The sequence below is a fragment of the Novosphingobium sp. SG919 genome (assembly GCF_012932495.1).
Taxonomy (GTDB): domain Bacteria; phylum Pseudomonadota; class Alphaproteobacteria; order Sphingomonadales; family Sphingomonadaceae; genus Novosphingobium; species Novosphingobium rhizosphaerae.
The window spans coordinates 368,288-384,439 of the sequence record NZ_JABCNG010000006.1 but is presented as its reverse complement, the minus strand read 5'-3'; the positions used below and the strand labels follow the sequence as shown (position 1 = coordinate 384,439).

The 16,152-nt window shown below is 65.0% G+C and carries 18 protein-coding genes; 6 read left to right on the top strand and 12 right to left on the bottom strand.

Annotated elements, in window-relative coordinates; all coding sequences use genetic code 11:
- Nucleotides 1-21 precede the first annotated feature (21 nt).
- The 8 genes from FHT19_RS21895 to FHT19_RS21860 all read right to left on the bottom strand — a co-directional run bounded on the left by FHT19_RS21895 (nucleotide 22) and on the right by FHT19_RS21860 (nucleotide 6,256).
- A complete protein-coding gene (locus tag FHT19_RS21895) occupies nucleotides 22-189 on the bottom strand; it encodes a hypothetical protein (protein WP_168556194.1) in 168 nt (55 codons plus the stop codon).
- A 13-nt stretch (nucleotides 190-202) separates the two neighbouring features.
- Complete coding sequence (locus tag FHT19_RS21890; protein WP_169476791.1) at nucleotides 203-1,108, bottom strand: hypothetical protein; 906 nt, start codon at nucleotides 1,106-1,108, stop codon at nucleotides 203-205.
- Between the two features lie 88 nt (nucleotides 1,109-1,196).
- Nucleotides 1,197-1,640 (bottom strand): Bbp16 family capsid cement protein, encoded by a 444-nt coding sequence (locus tag FHT19_RS21885; RefSeq protein ID WP_169476790.1) that lies wholly within the window; start codon nucleotides 1,638-1,640, stop codon nucleotides 1,197-1,199.
- Between the two features lie 79 nt (nucleotides 1,641-1,719).
- Nucleotides 1,720-2,736, bottom strand: a complete 1,017-nt coding sequence (locus tag FHT19_RS21880) for a major capsid protein (RefSeq protein WP_168556197.1) — start codon at nucleotides 2,734-2,736, stop codon at nucleotides 1,720-1,722.
- Between the two features lie 12 nt (nucleotides 2,737-2,748).
- A complete protein-coding gene (locus FHT19_RS21875) occupies nucleotides 2,749-3,402 on the bottom strand; it encodes a hypothetical protein (protein ID WP_168556198.1) in 654 nt (217 codons plus the stop codon).
- Nucleotides 3,403-3,684: 282 nt separating this feature from the next.
- Entirely contained in the window at nucleotides 3,685-5,358 is a 1,674-nt protein-coding gene (locus FHT19_RS21870; protein ID WP_248290604.1) for a portal protein, read from the bottom strand.
- The gene (locus tag FHT19_RS21865) at nucleotides 5,351-5,566 is read right to left on the bottom strand and encodes a hypothetical protein (protein WP_168556199.1); all 216 of its coding nucleotides are present in this window, start codon (nucleotides 5,564-5,566) and stop codon (nucleotides 5,351-5,353) included. Before FHT19_RS21865 ends, FHT19_RS21870 begins: the two co-directional genes overlap by 8 nt.
- A gap of 153 nt (nucleotides 5,567-5,719) precedes the next feature.
- Nucleotides 5,720-6,256, bottom strand: a complete 537-nt coding sequence (locus FHT19_RS21860; protein ID WP_169476789.1) for a TIGR02594 family protein — start codon at nucleotides 6,254-6,256, stop codon at nucleotides 5,720-5,722.
- On the opposite strand from FHT19_RS21860, the gene FHT19_RS21855 reads away from it, so the two are divergent.
- Complete coding sequence (locus FHT19_RS21855; RefSeq protein WP_169476788.1) at nucleotides 6,255-6,428, top strand: hypothetical protein; 174 nt, start codon at nucleotides 6,255-6,257, stop codon at nucleotides 6,426-6,428. The two genes, FHT19_RS21860 and FHT19_RS21855, sit on opposite strands and share 2 nt — an antisense overlap.
- A 35-nt stretch (nucleotides 6,429-6,463) precedes the next feature.
- Here the strand turns inward: FHT19_RS21855 and FHT19_RS21850 are convergent, their stop codons facing one another.
- The 3 genes from FHT19_RS21850 to FHT19_RS21840 are packed head-to-tail and all read right to left on the bottom strand — an operon-like array spanning nucleotide 6,464 to nucleotide 8,841.
- Nucleotides 6,464-7,960, bottom strand: a complete 1,497-nt coding sequence (locus tag FHT19_RS21850) for a terminase (protein WP_248290603.1) — start codon at nucleotides 7,958-7,960, stop codon at nucleotides 6,464-6,466.
- Nucleotides 7,961-7,972: 12 nt separating this feature from the next.
- Nucleotides 7,973-8,422, bottom strand: a complete 450-nt coding sequence (locus FHT19_RS21845; protein ID WP_169476786.1) for a hypothetical protein — start codon at nucleotides 8,420-8,422, stop codon at nucleotides 7,973-7,975.
- Nucleotides 8,422-8,841 carry a hypothetical protein gene (locus tag FHT19_RS21840; RefSeq protein WP_169476785.1) on the bottom strand — a complete coding sequence of 140 codons (420 nt, stop codon included), beginning with the start codon at nucleotides 8,839-8,841 and terminating at the stop codon, nucleotides 8,422-8,424. The genes FHT19_RS21845 and FHT19_RS21840 overlap by 1 nt, the downstream gene beginning before the upstream one ends.
- A gap of 363 nt (nucleotides 8,842-9,204) precedes the next feature.
- Between FHT19_RS21840 and FHT19_RS21835 the strand changes: the two genes are divergently transcribed.
- The gene (locus FHT19_RS21835) at nucleotides 9,205-9,453 is read left to right on the top strand and encodes a hypothetical protein (RefSeq protein WP_169476784.1); all 249 of its coding nucleotides are present in this window, start codon (nucleotides 9,205-9,207) and stop codon (nucleotides 9,451-9,453) included.
- Here FHT19_RS21835 and FHT19_RS21830 read toward each other — a convergent pair.
- Nucleotides 9,440-9,829, bottom strand: coding sequence for a DUF4440 domain-containing protein (locus FHT19_RS21830; RefSeq protein WP_169476783.1), 390 nt, complete (start codon nucleotides 9,827-9,829; stop codon nucleotides 9,440-9,442). The two genes, FHT19_RS21835 and FHT19_RS21830, sit on opposite strands and share 14 nt — an antisense overlap.
- Before the next feature lie 124 nt (nucleotides 9,830-9,953).
- On the opposite strand from FHT19_RS21830, the gene FHT19_RS21825 reads away from it, so the two are divergent.
- The 4 genes from FHT19_RS21825 (at nucleotide 9,954) to FHT19_RS21810 (ending at nucleotide 16,130) form a co-directional block, all read left to right on the top strand.
- Nucleotides 9,954-11,228, top strand: a complete 1,275-nt coding sequence (locus FHT19_RS21825; RefSeq protein WP_169476782.1) for an HD-GYP domain-containing protein — start codon at nucleotides 9,954-9,956, stop codon at nucleotides 11,226-11,228.
- Nucleotides 11,229-11,402: 174 nt separating this feature from the next.
- On the top strand, nucleotides 11,403-12,818 hold the full coding sequence (betB, locus tag FHT19_RS21820; RefSeq protein ID WP_169476781.1) for a betaine-aldehyde dehydrogenase: 1,416 nt from the start codon (nucleotides 11,403-11,405) through the stop codon (nucleotides 12,816-12,818).
- Nucleotides 12,805-14,475 (top strand): choline dehydrogenase, encoded by a 1,671-nt coding sequence (betA, locus tag FHT19_RS21815; RefSeq protein WP_169476780.1) that lies wholly within the window; start codon nucleotides 12,805-12,807, stop codon nucleotides 14,473-14,475. The genes betB and betA overlap by 14 nt, the downstream gene beginning before the upstream one ends.
- Nucleotides 14,472-16,130 carry an APC family permease gene (locus FHT19_RS21810; protein ID WP_248290602.1) on the top strand — a complete coding sequence of 553 codons (1,659 nt, stop codon included), beginning with the start codon at nucleotides 14,472-14,474 and terminating at the stop codon, nucleotides 16,128-16,130. Before betA ends, FHT19_RS21810 begins: the two co-directional genes overlap by 4 nt.
- The last annotated feature ends 22 nt before the right edge of the window (nucleotides 16,131-16,152 follow it).

Genomic DNA, 16,152 nt, shown 5'->3' with positions numbered 1-16,152 from the left:
GGGAGGAAGGGGAAGGGGTGGCTATTCGCTCACCACCTGCCAGTCGGGCGTGCCGACATAGCTGAAGGCCTTGGTGCCAAAGTGCGCCTGTGCCAGCGCGCGGGTGAAGCCGTCCTCGCCCGGCTTCAAGTCCAGCCCGTCGTCGAACAGCTCGCCCAAGGTGTCGTCGTCGCGGCGCCAGATCGCCATGGAATCTGCTCCTTCAGGCGTAGTGGATGTTAAGGCACAGGATATCGCCCGCCGCGATGGCCGTGGTGTCGCTGTCCACCGCCGCGCCGGTCAGGGCAAAGCCCAGGCCGGTGCTGAAATAGAGCGGCGTGTCGAAAGCGATCTCGAACGGGCTGGATGGCGGCAGGTAATAGGTCGCCACCGGGGTGTCGGTGCCCACGGTCGGCGCGCTGGCCTTGTTGTAGAGCTTGAGGTAGCGGGCCGATGCACTCGCATTGTGCCCGCGCACGCGAAACAGGTCGGCCATGCTGGTCTTCACGCTGGTGGCGTTCGTGGTGGCCGCGGCAGAAAGCAGGCGCGTCGTGCTCGACGGCTTCTTGGCGCGGTCCCACGTGGCCCCGTTGAACACGCCTGGCCGCGCATAGACGTTCACGCCGTTCACGCTGCCGCCGGCATCGGCGCCCACGCCCGTCACCACGCTGGCGACGTTGCCAGATGACCCGATCGAAGTGATCACTTCGCCGCGCGAGGAAAGCTGCAGGTTCCCACGCTGGCCGTCGGCCAGGGTTGGCTGGGTGGCGTTGTAGACGCCGCCGATCTTCACCGGATTGCCACTGTCGCTGGCGCCGGCAGGCACGTTGCCCAGGCTGGCCACATTGCCCGAAACACCGCCCGAATAGCCCACCGTCACGGCCAGGGCCGTGCCTCCGGGAGAGCGAACCCACACGTTGGCGGCATTGCCGACGATCGTGCCCTGGCGATAGACAGTCACTCCGGCCAGGTCGCTGACGGGCGCGGTCGCGCCGCCAAAGCATACTTTCACCGGCTGCTGGCCGATGTTCTGCAACAGCACGTCGGCATTCGCCGCAGCGGTAAGGGTGGCGGCAATATCCTGCCAGGTGCCGTTCGCGGCAAAGCTGCTCTGGGTGGCGGCTGCCATCTGCGTCTCCTTGGAAAGCGGAAGGGGAAGGGGCAAGGTGCCGGGCACGCCTCGGTCCGCCCGCGGCGGGGCGCGCCCGGCAGGGCCTTTACTGGCCGCCCACGCCCAGGTTGGTCTGGCGGCTGGCCACCACCGCGGCGGTGATCTTGCCGGCGGTGGCATTGCTGCCGCCCACGGTGTAGTACAGCCGCAGGTAGCGGGCGTTGACACCTTCCTCGATGCTGCCGGGCACCTTGAACTGGTATCCGGCTGCCAGGCTGGCCAGCGGCACCACCGCGCCGCTGGAAACGGTCGTCCACGTGGCATTGTCGGGCGAAACCTGCACGCTCACCTGCAGGTTGGTCAGCCCGGCAAAGGTCTGCGAAACGGTCACGGCCAGATCCACTTCCTGGCCACGGCCCAGATCGCGCACCAGGGCGGCACTGGCGCCATAAGGGGTCCCGGTGGTGCCCAAGTCGATGACATTGGCCGAAGCGGCCGAGGCGGTCACCGCCTGGGCATCGCTCAGCAACAGCGAATTGTCGAAAATCATGCGGGAATACTCCGGATTGGGAGAGGAGCGTCGCCCCGGCTCCAGCGCCCTTTACGGCGCCGGAACCGGAGCTTGCGCGTCAGGCGACGAGCGCTTCGTTGGTGACGAGGGCGTCGGTTTCGCGAATGGGGATGCCGCGCCAGGTCATCACTTCCTCGCCCTGGATTTCCATGGGCGTCAGGCGCACGAAGTTGTCCACGCCGCTGCGGCCATTGCTGGTTTCGGCGTCCAGCGCTTCAAGCAACACGCGGTTCATGTAGATCACGGTGCGGCCCGGGCTGACCTGGCCTTCGCGCTCCATGTGATAGGCGCGGCGGCCCTGGAGCTTGTAGTACAGCTTGCGCAGCAGCGGGTTGAGCGCCACCGTGCCGGCCACCACGTCCGACACGTCGATGTTTGCGATGCGCCCGTTGAAGCGCCAGTCCTTCACGCACAGCCCCATGTGCTGGGTGAACTTCTCTTCCTTGACGTAATAGGGGTTGCCATTGCCATCGAGCACGCGCTGGCGCCCCATGTCTTCGCGCTGCACGCCGGCCGGCACCGAATCCGGCACGATCACGCTGGTCTGCATGTCACCATGGGTGACGAACCAGATCGAGGCGTTGTCGGCCTGTGCGCCGCCGGCATTCACCACGTTGGCGTTCGACAGCGAGTTGTAGCGCGGCGCCAGGCCGTGGAACTGCTTGCCGTTCACCTTGACGTCGGAATACCAGATCGCGCTTTCCACCGTCTGGGCGATCGATTCCAGGAAGCCCTGGCCTTCCACCAGCCGCAGCTTGGCCGCTTCGGCGGGCTTGAGGTTGAGCAGGCGCTCGTCCACCGACGAAAGACCTTCGACGAAGCCAGTCGTGTCCTTCACTTCGGTGTAGTTGCCCTTGGACTGGGCGATGCCTTGGTAGAGCGCGCCCCATGAAACGCTGGGCAGGCCAGTGCGGATCGTCGAACGATGCTCGGTGCCGCTGTTGCAGCTCACCACGTTGGCGTCCTTCATGAAGGGCGTCAGCTGGGTCAGCGCCTCCACCACGTCGCCCAGGCCGTCGCCGCCGGCCTTGAGCACATCGATCAGGTTCCAGTAACTCGAGCCGAGAATGGCCATGAAGCTATCTCCTTACTTCGCTTCTTGGGGGTAGAGACGTTCCCAGACGGGGCGCTGGTTGGCGCTGCCGGCATGGGCACGGGCAAAGCCGCTGTCCTCGCTGAGCAATTCGCCCAGGCGGCGGAACGCGCGGATCATGTCGGGGTGGTTGCCAAAGCCGCTGTCGGCCAGCGCCTGGCGGAACGGGTGCCCCTCGTTGAAACCCAGGGCATCCAGGCCGCGTGCGGCCAGGTGCTCGCTCTGCGCGCGCCGGGCACCGCCGATTTCGGGATCGGCGGCAAACTCCTCGGCCCAGGCGCGCTTCTGCGCGGCGGCAGCATCGGCGAAATGGGCCAGCAGGCTTTCCTGCGTGCGCTGCATCACGCCTTGCGCCAAAGGCAGCAGCTTGCCGGCCTGCTCGTTGGAAAGGCCCAACTCGCGCAGCACCGGCTCGGCGCTTTCCACCAGTTGGGAGTCCAGCGCCATGCCGTCGAGTGCCAGGTCATAGCGTTCGGGAACGCCCGCCTGCGTCGGTTCGGTTGCGACAGAAGGGGAGTGGGCCGGTTCAGCGGCGCCCGGCTGGGCGGTCGAACCGGCGCTGGCCGGGGCCGTTGCCGGCTGGCCCGTCGGCGCCGGGTTCATCGTCGGGAAGCTCGTCGTATCGGGTGCGGGGATGGGGTCGCTCAAGGCGGTTTTCCTTTGCACTAAGGGCAGCATCGAGCACGGCCTGCATGGTCGTCAGGCCCAGCGGATCCTGGGCGCGGGTCGCCTCGTCCTGGCCGCGATGGGCCAGCGCGATCAGGTCGAAACCCAAGCTGCGCCGCCCTTCGAGGAAGGCGAGCAGGGTACCATCGGCCCCGCTGGCCATTGTCTGTTGCCCCAGCAGCCCCGCCGCTTGAATCGCTGCGTGCAGGAAGCGGCGGAATTCGAGGCGGCCCAGCAGGGCGGCGGCATCTTCACCGGTAACGCTCACGGTTGGATCAGTCGCTTGAGCAGGTTTTCGCCGCCCACGTCGGCGCGCGAGAGCAGTTCTGCTGCGGCGGCCGCGTCTTTCATCGCGGGCACCATCTGGCTGATCTGCGCGGCCGCCTGGGCGGCATGGGCCGCCTCTCCCCGCTGGGTGCGCAAGTGCGCCACTTGGGCGGCCGGTCGCATGATCCGCGCTGGGGTACCGGCGCGCCAGGCGTATTCGTCCACCGCTTCGTCGAAGTCGATCTTGTCCAGAACTTCGGGATGGGCGGCCGCCAGATTGCCGACAAAGCCCACTACCCGCTCGATCTGGCCGATGCCGACCATGCGCTGCATCTGCTGCAGGATGCTCACGAATTCCACGCGCACTCCGCGCCCGTGGAGGGCTGGCGGAGCAGGCGGCAACATGGCCCCGCGGCTCAGGATCGCAAAGGCGCGATCGATCGCCACTTGCAGCTTTTCGTTGGCCACGCGTTCGATCACGGGGCCAAGCTGTGTCAGCTTTTCCTCGTTGCGGCTGACGATTTCCTCAACATTGCGGGGCTGCACGCCGCGCATGTTGGTGATGGCGTTGAACAGGTCGGCAAAGCTCAAGCCGTCGATCTGGCGGCGGCATTTGTCCATTTCCTCGCCGATCGCCGCCACGGCTTGGTAGGGCATCTGGTAGGGGATCACCACGCCGTCGCGGTCCAGCCCAGATGCCGTTACCGTGCGCCCCGGTTCGCCGGTCAGGCGCACGCCCGGCGGCACGATCTTCTCGGGCTTGACCATCTGGTCGATGGCCTCGTTGCGGCGCTTGGCCTGCATCTGCAATTCGCGCAGCGCCGGCAGGGCTTCCATGCCGGGCGAATGGCCGTAAGTGTCGCCACCCACCACGTCCCAGCGCGGGGCCCAGAACGGCTGCTCGTTATAGCCCGCAAGCTTGAGCAGGCTGTCACCGCGTGCGCCCGCTTCCCAATAGACGCTGCGCCAGGCCTTGGAGCCGAAGCGATGCGGATCGTGGTCCGGGTCCGGCTCGATGGCGTGGAACACTTCCACCACCGTCTCGTACTGGCTGCGATCATAGAGCGCGCGCACGGCCGGAGAGACGGTGGGCCCAAAGGTTTCCACCGCCTGGCGCACGCTCATCGGGCAGGTGCGATAAAGCGTATCGGGCACCAGCGCGTCAGACAGCGCGATCCAGTATTCGCCAAAGGTCAGCGCGTGGCACACCGCGCCTGCCAGCGGATGCTCCACCATCACGCAGGCCTCGGTGCCGAACAGACCCATCTCGCCATAGCCGGCCTTGGCCGCCCCATAGAAGTTGGTCGATGCCAGAAAGGCATAGAGCCGACGCTCCACCGCCGAAAGCCAGGCGCGCACGCCTTCCGCGTCCATCAGGTCGTCGTCGGCGGTCTTGAGGGTAAACCAAGGGCGCGATGCACTGGAAAGGCCCGATGTCATCCCGTTGGTCAGCGTGCGGAATGCCTCGATCCCGTGAGGGTCGAACAGCGTGCGGTTCCACTGTCGGCGCCGCGCGCCCGAACGATCTTTGCTCCCGGCCAGGAACCGCGAACGGGCTGGCTGGGCAAAGCGGGCGATCTGCTCGGCTTCGGCTTCATAATCCTGGCGAACGGATTTCATCCCGGCCAGACGTGCCTCGCAATGGGCGCGGATCGATTTGTGATCAGCCAAGAGTGCCTCCCGAACCGAGAGTGGCCGAACCAAGCGTGGTGGAAGAAATCCGCGCTGCGCCGGTCAGGCCCAGCGGCGAAGTGACCATCCCGGCCAGGATCGCGCGGCGCCAGCGACTGTTGTCCATGGCGCCGGCTGGCGCCCCCTGGTCAGGCAGTTTCAGGCTTTGCCGCTCGGGCGCGGTGGGAACGGTGGGCGTGCTGCACATCTAGGCACCTCCATGGATTGAAGGCGCTTGTAAGCCGGGGACGCACCAGCTTGAATCGCTGGTGCAGAGCTCCATGATCGCAATGAAACGCGCATGAAAAAGGCCCCGCCCGAACTGGGACAGGGCCTTTAAAAGCGTCCTGTTGATAGTGGGTTATGCTTCCTTGATCGAAACGTCACCGTTCCTGGCCAGGCGGATGACTTTCATCGAAGGTGGTGCATTGGTGTAGATCGGCCGTCGCGCGGCATAGAGACGCTCGCGCGGCACGCTGCGAATGCAGACCTGATCGCTCTGGTTGCCGCCCAGCACGTGAAAATTGGCGTTGTCCTCGCCCACGTAGAGCCCAACGTGCCCGCCGCCGGGGCGGATAAACACCAGTGTGTCCCCCAGCATCGGCTGGCCGGCCTGTTCGCCGAATTTAGCCCAGTTCAGCGCCCACAGCGGATTGGGCGGCAGCGGCTTGCCCGCCCGCTTGGCCACCACGGCCATGAACAGGCCGCACCATGGTACAGAGTCTGCATAATAGTCATGCGCCACTTGCGTGCCGACTTCTTCAGCCCATTTTATGATGACCGGATTGTCACCCGGCCCCGGCTGCTCCTTGGTGCCGAACAGCTTGAGAGCTTCGACTATCATCTTGGGCGGATTGGCAATATTTCCCAGATAGGCATAAGCTGCGGGTAGTTTCATGATCGATCCCTCCCTCATCATGCCTGCGCCGGCATTTACCAATATTCCAGGCGCAGAGACGCGTTTGTGGCAGCAGATGTTCCACAATGAATTATTGGATATGGGCAAGATGGAGGCGCGTTTTGTGCTGTCCCGAAGCGAATCGCGCCGATTTATATTTGTATATTTCTGAATATATTCTGTGATGGCAAGTTAAATCGCAGCCGCTCAACCCAGCTCGCCATAGCGTCCCGCTCCGTCATCGGCCTGGGCTTCGGGTTCCAGCCAGGCCGGCAGCGCGCGCGGGCCCACGGCTTCGGCAAAGGTGCAGGCCAGTGCATCGGCCCAGTCCGGACTGGGCAATCCGCGCCGCTTCATCTCGGGCTTCTTTTCCAGCTGCACGCGGGTGTCGTCGGCGGCGAAGGAATAGGTCGGTCCGATCAGGTCGTCGCGCAGGCGGTCGCTGTCGGGCACCGCGCCCTGGCCCAGCCACGCGCGCATCCGCGTCCAGATCTCGGCACGTTTGTTGGCTGTCGGCACGGAAACGCCGGGTTCCAGTTCGGCCTCGCGCCCCTTGCCGCCAAACCACACCTCGATCACTGGCGTATCGCCCAGCAACTGGCGCAGGCGATCGACCACCGCCGCGCCCACGTTGCCCGCGTCCACAAAGATCGCATCGGGCCGGTGTCGCGCCGCCTCCAGGGCGATGTCGCCGGCCAGTTGCATGGCATCCACCCCGCGCCAGTTCTTCCACGGCCGGCTGCGCGCATCGCGGCCACAGCGGATCGCCAGCACGCTTTCATCGTCGCCAAACCGCGCACAGTCCACGCCAAAGATCACCGGGTCGGTCGGCAATCCGGCGGGCACCACGCGCCGTCGCGCGGCTTCGGCCAGGTCCTGCGGGATGAACTGCATCGTGCTGCTCGATGGGAACTGGCCCCGCACGCGCACGCGCACCACGTCACTATCTGCGCCGTAGGCCGCCACTAGCTCGTTGAGGTAATCGGCGTTCACGCCTTCCACTTCGCGCGCGTCGATCTGCGCGGTGCGCCACAGGTTGCGATGCTTGCCAAAGCATTCGCGGAACGCGCCAGTGTTCTGCGTCGGATTGCCGAATGCCAGCCAGATCAATTCGGTATCGGCATCGGTCAGGGCGCCCAGCGCCACTTCCCACACTTTGTCGGCAATGCCCGACGCCTCGTCGAAGATCAGCACGATGCGCCGGCCCATGTTGTGCAGGCCGGCAAAGGCCTCGGTGTTGTGCTCACTCCACGTCACCAGGTCGGCCCGCCATGATGGGCCCCGGCCCTGCGCGGTCGAGGCCAGTGCCCGCCGGGTCTGGACAAACCAGTCGGCCGTCAGCGCGAGGCCCGCCCACTTGGCGATTTCCGGTGCTGTCTTGGTATCGAGTTGGCTTTCGGTGTTGGCGGTCACCAGCACGCGCGCATCGGGGCAGGTGTCCAGCGCCCACTTGACGATCATTGCCACCAGTGCCGATTTGCCGATGCCATGTCCCGATGCCCGCGCCAGGCGCAACGGGGTATGCCGCGTGACCGGATCGGCCAGATGCGCGCCGATCTCCTCCAGCACGTCGCGTTGCCAGCGGCGCGGCCCGGCCATGCCTGCCAACGGCCCCTGGCCCCAGGGATAGGCAAACAACGCGTGTCCCAGCGGATCGTGGGTAAACGCGCCGATCGCCTCGGCCAGATCCGCCGTTCTCGACAATTTCCCCGCCATTTACCGCCCCTTCAATACCCGCGCTCGCGCCGCCGCCAACCGCTCGCTCCAGTCCTGGCTTTCGCCTGGCCCCGCGCTTTCGCCGTATTTCCCCGGTGCCCATTTCGAGAGCAGTTTCAATCGCGTCTCCACCCGCAGCCGGGCACGGGCCACGTTGTCCGGGTTCTTGGTGGCGGAAACCGTGCCGTCGGCCTTTTCTTTGCAGATCACGTCGCCGGCATCGTCGTCGGCAATTTCCAGGGTTTCCTCCGCGATCGCCTCGAACCCCGCTTCGCGCGCCAGGGAAAAGCGGCGGGCAAAGTCCTTGTCTTCCAGCCGCCAGCGCTGCACCAATCCCGGTGCCACCTGGTGCCGCCGGCACAGCTTGCGTAGCGTGATGCCTTCGGCCAGCCCGGCGAGCAGCAGGTCTTCCAGCGCCGGATCGCGCCCCGCCTTGCGCGCGCGCGTCATCAGCGCAGGCCCTTTCCGGTCTTGTAGGGCTTGCGGTCGGTCGGACGCGGCGTTGCACTGGTCGGCAGGCGCGCGGGCGGCGGCGTGTGGGTGCCCTTGGGCACATGCGGGGTGTCGTCGCGCATGTTGGCCGCACGCGCCGTGCGCTCACCCGTGGCCACGATTTCCACGATGCGAAACCGCTGGTATCGCTCCACCCGGATCAGTCCCTTGCGTTCCAGGCGCTTGACCATGACCGGCCCCATCGAGCACGAATTGTACCCGCACAGCATTTCGATATCGATGTTGGTAGGGCAGGGCAGCCCGGTCTGTGCGGCTTCGGCCAGTGCGCGATAGGTGGTTCGTTCGGTCCAGGTCAGGCCGGCCAGCGAAACCTTGGCGGGGGCATCGGCAGCAACGGTGGCGATGGCATCGGTCATCAGGACTTTTCCTTTGACGGTTGATTTCGCTGCAGCATCCGCAACACTCCAAGCAGGCCGACGCCCCGCGCCGTTCTGTTTTCTGCGGTGTGGATGCAGGCTTTAAATCAAGGATTTGTGCTCTTGCCCGGCGTGTGCTTGGCCAGCTTGCCGCCGTTGCCCCTTGGCGGGAGAGGGCTGGGCGGAAAGGGCGCCGGGCTCAGCGGGCATAGGAACTGAATATAGGAAAAATCCTAAATATCCAGTCGAGATGCTGCCAAATCCGCGTCAAAATCGCTAAACGGCGATTCAATAAAAGGAAATTTCCTTTAACCGAAGCGGTAAATTTCGTCCGCTCGTGCGGCATTTTTGCCAAGGTGAACCATGGCCGATTCGTCCGTGCCCAGCCGCCCGCCTAGCCTTCCGCCCGGCTGGATCTGGTATGATGCCCGGTTGCCCGATGGTCGCCAGCATCGCTTTGCCCACGCCGTTTCAGACGATCACGCCGCATTGCTGGCGCGGGCCTGGGCAATCTGGTCGCCGGCGCGCGCGGGCCGCGATGGTCGTTTCCTGGCGCCTGGCCTTTCGGTGCAGGCAGCTATGGAACAGGTTGATCGCTTCATTCCATTGTGACGAAGATTTCGGCCACGATCACCCAGGCACCACCGATCTCGCGCCACTTCGCGCTATATTGGCCTGCCGCCTGGATCGTGCCGCTCTGGGCGTCGCGGCCTTGCCACGCCCCGTGTTCCAGGGCGATGGGCGCCACTGGTGATGGCACGATCGTGGTGGGCGTTCGCACATAGATGCTGCGCGTCCGCGCCGAGAATTCGCGCTTCCAGGCCAGCAGTTGCGCCTTGCGACCGGCAAGAATCGCACTGTCGCTTCCCGTCACCATTACCACGTCGGGTGCCAGCAACGGCCCGATCGCGGCCAGATCGGCGTCGGCCAAGGCCCGGTTGAATGCGGCGCGGCGCAGGCGGATGGCAAGGTCGGCTGGGTGATTCATCGTGCGTCTCTCACCACGTCACGGTGGGCCGGGCAACCGTTCGTCGCGTTTAACCTTGTTCTTGCGGGTTTTCCCTGTCGCCCGCTTAGCCACGCGGGAAGCCGGCCCGCGCATTCTGTCCGGCATGATCCGCCAGATTCCTCCCGAACACGTCAAGCTTGGCATGTTCATATGCGGATTCGGCGGATCGTGGTTCGATCATCCGTTCTGGCGGACGCGCTTCGTCATCGCGAGCCATGACGATCTCGAAAAGGTGCACGCCGCCGACGTGCCCTACGTCATCATCGATGAGTCGCGCGGCGCCAAGCACGAAGGCGCAGCGTCAGATGCCGCGCCAGCTGCCGCCCGCCCGCCGGCAATCCCGGCACCTGCTCCCAGGCATTGCCGCCGCGTGCCCGTTCCCCCACCCGATCGTTCCGGCGCGTTGGCACAAAGCATCGCTCGCCAGCGCCGTCGCCAGGTCCAGCAGATGGTCGGCCAGGCGCGGCAAACCATGCGTGGCCTGTTTGACGATGCGCGGATGGGCCGTGCAGTGCGCGTGGCCGATACCCACCAGCTGGTTGACGATATCGCCCAGGCGGTGGCCAACAGTCCGCGCACCGTGCTCGATATCGTCCGGCTCAAGAGCAAGGATGAATATACCTTCGCCCATTCGGTGGCGGTGTGCACGCTGATGATCAACGTTGCCACGTTCCTGGGATTGAGCGAGGCGGAAACGCGCGACTATGGCCAAGCCGGGTTGCTGCACGATCTGGGCAAGATCGGCATCCCGCAAGACGTGCTCAACAAGCCCGACATGCTCACGCGGGAAGAGTTCGCCGTGGTTCGCGATCATCCCGAACACGGATTTCGCCTGCTCCAGGCTTCGGGGGACGTATGTGCCACGGCGCTCGATGTCTGCCGTCATCATCATGAACGGCAGGATGGCAACGGCTATCCTCTGGGCCTGGCTGCCCACCAGATCAGCCGCGCCGCCGCGCTTGGCGCGATCTGCGATTGCTATGATGCGCTGACGTCGGATCGCATCTACAAGCAGGCGTGGTCACCGCCCCAGGCCCTGGCCGCGATGTGGAGTTGGGAGGGCCACTTCGATCGCGACCTGCTGTTCACGTTCATGCAAAGCATCGGCGTCTTTCCGCCTGGCATGGTCGTGCGCTTGCGTTCCAATCGGCTCGCACTGGTCCAGCCCGGCCGCCGACAGGATACCGGTCCCCACGTTACGGCCTTCTTCTGCACACGCGAACGCGAAGCGCTCCCCCCGCAGGACATGCTTCTCGACGACACCAATCCCCTCGACAGCATCGTTGGCCATGCATGCCCCCACGAATGGGGTGTGCCGCAGTGGCAACAACTGCGCCTGCGGTTGTGGCGCGGTGCGGTAGATGCGTTGCCTGCCTGACCTGTCGCATAAGTAAACTTAATGCGTCACATCGGGGCCAGTGATAGGCTTAGCAAAATAAATAATTGTTTTTTATAATAATTTCCAGAAGGCTCGGAATCGCGAACAGTTCGGAAAAATTGATTCCGCCGCGCCATCACGTATTCTGTGGGCTTGTGACGCCAGACAGAGGGCATGATGGCACCGGCTACCTTCGAAACGATCAATCCCGCCACGGGTGAAGTGCTCGCCACGATCCCCATTGCCGGGGCGGTGGAAATCGATGCCGCCGTGGCTCGCGCCAAAGTCGCGCAGAAGCAATGGGCCCGTCTTACCGGAACCGAGCGCGGCCGCATCCTGCGCCGAGCCGTGGAAATCCTGCGCGCGCGCAACGATGAACTTGCCCTGCTGGAAACCCGTGATACCGGCAAGCCGATCCAGGAAACCATTGCCGTCGACGTGCTCTCGGGCGCCGATTGCATCGAATACTATGCCAATGTTGCGGCCACAATTGCCGGAGAGCATGTCGATCTTGGTCCTGGCGCATTCGGCTATACCCGGCGCGAACCGCTGGGAGTCACCGCCGGTATCGGCGCGTGGAACTATCCCCTGCAGATCGCCTGCTGGAAATCGGCGCCTGCGCTGGCCTGCGGCAATGCCATGATCTTCAAGCCTGCCGAACTCACCCCGCTCACCGCGATCGAGTTGGAAAAGATCTATATCGAGGCCGGCGTCCCCGAAGGCGTGTTTCAGGTGGTTCAGGGCTTTGCCGCCACTGGCCAGTTGCTCTCGCGTCATCCCGGCATCGCCAAGATTTCTCTGACGGGCGAAGTCGGCACCGGCCGCAAGGTCATGGCTGATGCCGCCGCCACGCTCAAGCAGGTCACGCTGGAACTGGGCGGCAAGAGCCCACTCATCGTGTTTCCCGATGCCGATCTCGACAATGCGGTGTCTGGCGCACTCCTGGCCAATTTCTATTCCGCCGGCGAAGTCTGCTCCAACGGTACCCGCGTGTTCGTCCACGCCTCGGTCATCGATGATTTCCTTGCCCGGTTGAAGGCGCGCACCGAAGCGATGGTGGTGGGCGATCCCGCCGATCCGGCCACCCACGTCGGCGCGCTGATCAGCCAGGCCCACATGGACAAGGTCCTGGGCTATATCGAAAAGGGCAAGGCCGAAGGCGCTACGCTTGTCACAGGCGGCCACCGCGTTACGGCCAACGGCTGCGACAAGGGCGCGTTCGTCGCGCCCACGGTCTTTGCCGCCTGCCACGATGGCATGACCATCGTGCAGGAGGAAATCTTCGGCCCGGTCATGGCCGTGCTGCCTTTCACCGAAGAAGCCGAGGTGGTCGAGCGTGCCAACGCCACCGAGTTCGGCCTCGCCGGCGCTGTGTTCACGCAAGACATCACGCGCGCTCACCGCGTGGTGGCGGCGCTCGATGCCGGTACCTGCTGGATCAATACCTACAACATCACGCCGATCGAACTGCCGTTCGGCGGGGTCAAGCAATCAGGCCTCGGCCGCGAAAACAGCCGCGCCGCCATCGAGCATTATACGCGCCTCAAGAGCGTCTATGTCGCCATGGAGCCGATCGATGCTCCCTACTGATCCCGAAACCTTCGACTATGTGATCGTGGGGGCAGGTTCGGCCGGCTGCGTCCTGGCCAACCGGCTCACCGCCGACGGCCGCCACCGCGTGCTGCTGCTCGAATTCGGCGGCTCGGATCGCTCGATCTTCATCCAGATGCCCGCCGCGCTGGCCTATCCCATGAACACCACGCGGTGGAACTGGCGCTACGAATCCGAACCCGAACCCCACCTCAACAACCGCCGCCTGCATTGCCCGCGCGGCAAGGGGCTGGGCGGCTCCTCCTCGATCAACGGCCTCGTCTATGTGCGCGGCAATCCGCTCGATTTCGAAGAGTGGCAGGAACAGGGCGCGCATGGTTGGGGCTATGCCAACGTGCTGCCCTATTTCAAGCGCGCGGAAACCCGCGCCGAAGGCGGCAACGCCTATCGGGGAGGGGATGGCCCGCTTTCCACCACCTATGGCACGCTCGACAATCCGCTCCACCACGCCTGGATGGAGGCCGCGCGCCAGGCTGGCTACCAGTTGACCGAGGATTACAACGGCTTCCAGCAGGAAGGCTTTGGCCGCATGGACATGACCGTGCGCAACGGCGAACGTTGTTCGTCGGCCAAGGCGCACCTCTATGACGCGGTCAAGCGCCCGAACCTGAAAGTCGAACAACACGCGCTGGCCACCCGCATCCTGTTCGAAGGCACGCGGGCCGTGGGCCTGGAATACGAGCGTGGCGGCACCCTCCATACCGTGCGCGCCAGCCTCGAAGTCATTCTGTCGGGCGGCCCGATCAATTCGGTCCAGTTGCTCAAGCTGTCGGGCATCGGCCCGGCCGATGAACTCGCCAGCCATGGCATTCCCGTCCTGGCCGATCGCGCCGGGGTCGGCGCCAATCTGCAGGATCACCTGGAATTCTATTTCCAGATGGCTTGCACCCAGCCGATCACCCTGTTCGGCCATGCCAATCTGGTCGGGAAAGCCAAGGTGGGCCTCGAATGGCTGCTCCGCCGCACCGGTCTTGGCGCGTCCAACCACTTTGAATCCTGCGGTTTCATCCGCAGCCGCGCGGGCATCCGCTATCCTGATATCCAGTACCACTTCTTCCCGATGGCCATCAATTACGACGGCTCCTCGCTCGCCACGGAGCATGGCTTCCAGGCCCACGTTGGCCCGATGCGCTCGAAAAGTCGCGGCACGGTCACGCTGCGCAGCGCCGACCCGCGCGAAAAGCCGGCGATCCGCTTCAACTACATGAGCCACCCGGATGATTGGGCCGAAATGCGCGCCTGCGTGCGCCTGACGCGCGAAATCTTCCAGCAGCCCGCCTTTGCCCCGTTCCGTGGCCGGGAAATCCAGCCCGGCGCCGATTGTGTTACCGACGAACAGATCGATGCTTTCATCGCCGACAAAGTGGAAAGCGCGCTGCACCCCTCGTGCACCGCGAGGATGGGCCGCCCTGATGATCCCCTGGCGGTGGTTGATCCCGAACTGCGCGTGATCGGCGTCTCCGGCCTGCGCGTGGTCGATAGCTCGGTGATGCCCTCGATCACCACCGGCAATCTCAACGCGCCCACGATCATGATCGGGGAAAAGGCGGCCGATCACATCCTGGGCAAGCCGTTGCTCCCGGCTTCCAACGAACCCTATTACGTCCACCCCCAATGGGAGACGCAGCAGCGATGAGCGGTCAAGACCACGCCGCGGCCCTGGCCGCCCCCGCCGGCGAGCTGCACCGCTCGCTCGATTGGAAAGGGGCGTTCTGGGCCTCCTCGGGCGTGCCGGCCGGCGTGCTGCTCACCATGGGGGGCATCGCCGCCACGATCGGCCAGCCCAGTTGGGTGGTGTGGATCGCCTCGATCCTGATGGGTTTCATCCAAAGCTTCGTCTACGCCGAAATCGCCGGGCTCTATCCGCACAAGTCGGGCGGCGCCTCGGTCTATGGCGCGGCCGCCTGGCTGCCTTACAGCCGCTTTGTCGCGCCCATTTCCATCTGGGCCAACTGGCTCGCCTGGTCCCCGGTGCTTACCCTCGCCACCAGCCTGGCCGCTGGGTACATCATGGCCAGCCTGTTCGCGCCCGACGCTGCGATCATGACCTGGCAGATCAAGCTGGTGGATCTCGGCTTCGTGCGCCCCGGCCTAAGCTTGCGCATCAACGCGGTCTCGCTCATCGCCACCGCGTTCCTGCTGCTGACATTTGCCCTGCAGCATGGCGGCGCCGCGCGCGCGGCGCACGCGCAAAAGATTCTGGGCCTGGTGTGTCTTGCCCCGCTGATCCTGGTTGGCCTCATTCCGGTTTTCACCGGCAACCTGCCGCGCGAGCATCTCTTCCCGCTCCTGCCGATGCTGCGTGATGCCGCGGGCCACGCCGGTTTCGGTTCGTGGAACGGCTATGGCCTCGTTCTGCTCATGGGTGCCATGTTCGGGGCTGGCTGGTCCACCTACGGCTTTGAAACGGCGGTGTGCTACACCCGCGAATTCCGCAACCCGGCGCGCGATACGCCGCGCGCGATCATCGCCTCGGGCGTGCTGTGCATCCTCGTCTTCGCGCTGGTGCCGCTGGCTTTCCAGGCATCGCTCGGCCTCGATGCGATGCTATCGCCCTCGATCTACGATGGCTCTGGCGTGGCGCAGGCACTGGCGGCCATCGTGGTCAAGGGGCTGGGGCTGGTCGCCTCCAGCCATGCCGGCGTGCTGATCGCCAACCTGTTCATCGCCATGCTGATCCTGTCGTTGCTGCTCATCGTGATGACGTCGATGATGGGCTCGTCGCGCACGCTGTACCAGGCTTCGGTCGATGGCTGGCTGCCGCGCTATCTCTCGCGCGTGAACAGCCACGGTGCCCCCACCGCCGCGATGTGGACGGACCTGGGCTTCAACCTCATCCTGCTCCTGGCATCAGACTATTTCGCCGTGCTGATGATCAGCAACGTCTGCTACCTGGCGTTCAATTTCCTCAATCTCCAGGCCGGCTGGATTCATCGCATCGATCGCGGAGAGCGGGAACGTCCGTTTCGCTGCCCCACCTGGCTCCTGGCGCTGGGTTGCACTTTCGGCTTCGTCAACATGGCTTTCATGGGGGCGGGCGCCGACGTCTGGGGCGCGGGTACCCTGCGTAACGGTCTTATCGCCCTGCTGCTGATCGTGCCGGTCTTCGCCTGGCGTCATTATGTCCAGGACAAGGGCGTGTTCCCGCACGCCTTGGTCGAAGACTATGCCCGCAATGCGGACGGCAGCATGACGCGCCGTGCCGGTTGGCTGCCCTGGCTCGCTCTTGCTGGTTGCGCGGGGTTGATTGCCGTCACTCACGCCTTCGCGTTGCACCACACCGCCGGGTGAACCGGCGCGTGCGTGCGCGTCT

Coding starts and splice junctions, on each gene's coding strand:
- FHT19_RS21895 (WP_168556194.1), bottom strand. CDS start 189: ATGGCGATCTGGCGCCGCGACGACGACACCTTGGGCGAGCTGTTCGAC.
- FHT19_RS21890 (WP_169476791.1), bottom strand. CDS start 1,108: ATGGCAGCCGCCACCCAGAGCAGCTTTGCCGCGAACGGCACCTGGCAG.
- FHT19_RS21885 (WP_169476790.1), bottom strand. CDS start 1,640: ATGATTTTCGACAATTCGCTGTTGCTGAGCGATGCCCAGGCGGTGACC.
- FHT19_RS21880 (WP_168556197.1), bottom strand. CDS start 2,736: ATGGCCATTCTCGGCTCGAGTTACTGGAACCTGATCGATGTGCTCAAG.
- FHT19_RS21865 (WP_168556199.1), bottom strand. CDS start 5,566: ATGTGCAGCACGCCCACCGTTCCCACCGCGCCCGAGCGGCAAAGCCTG.
- FHT19_RS21855 (WP_169476788.1), top strand. CDS start 6,255: ATGATCGATCCCTCCCTCATCATGCCTGCGCCGGCATTTACCAATATT.
- FHT19_RS21860 (WP_169476789.1), bottom strand. CDS start 6,256: ATGAAACTACCCGCAGCTTATGCCTATCTGGGAAATATTGCCAATCCG.
- FHT19_RS21845 (WP_169476786.1), bottom strand. CDS start 8,422: ATGACGCGCGCGCGCAAGGCGGGGCGCGATCCGGCGCTGGAAGACCTG.
- FHT19_RS21840 (WP_169476785.1), bottom strand. CDS start 8,841: ATGACCGATGCCATCGCCACCGTTGCTGCCGATGCCCCCGCCAAGGTT.
- FHT19_RS21835 (WP_169476784.1), top strand. CDS start 9,205: ATGGCCGATTCGTCCGTGCCCAGCCGCCCGCCTAGCCTTCCGCCCGGC.
- FHT19_RS21830 (WP_169476783.1), bottom strand. CDS start 9,829: ATGAATCACCCAGCCGACCTTGCCATCCGCCTGCGCCGCGCCGCATTC.
- FHT19_RS21825 (WP_169476782.1), top strand. CDS start 9,954: ATGATCCGCCAGATTCCTCCCGAACACGTCAAGCTTGGCATGTTCATA.
- betB (WP_169476781.1), top strand. CDS start 11,403: ATGATGGCACCGGCTACCTTCGAAACGATCAATCCCGCCACGGGTGAA.
- betA (WP_169476780.1), top strand. CDS start 12,805: ATGCTCCCTACTGATCCCGAAACCTTCGACTATGTGATCGTGGGGGCA.
- FHT19_RS21810 (WP_248290602.1), top strand. CDS start 14,472: ATGAGCGGTCAAGACCACGCCGCGGCCCTGGCCGCCCCCGCCGGCGAG.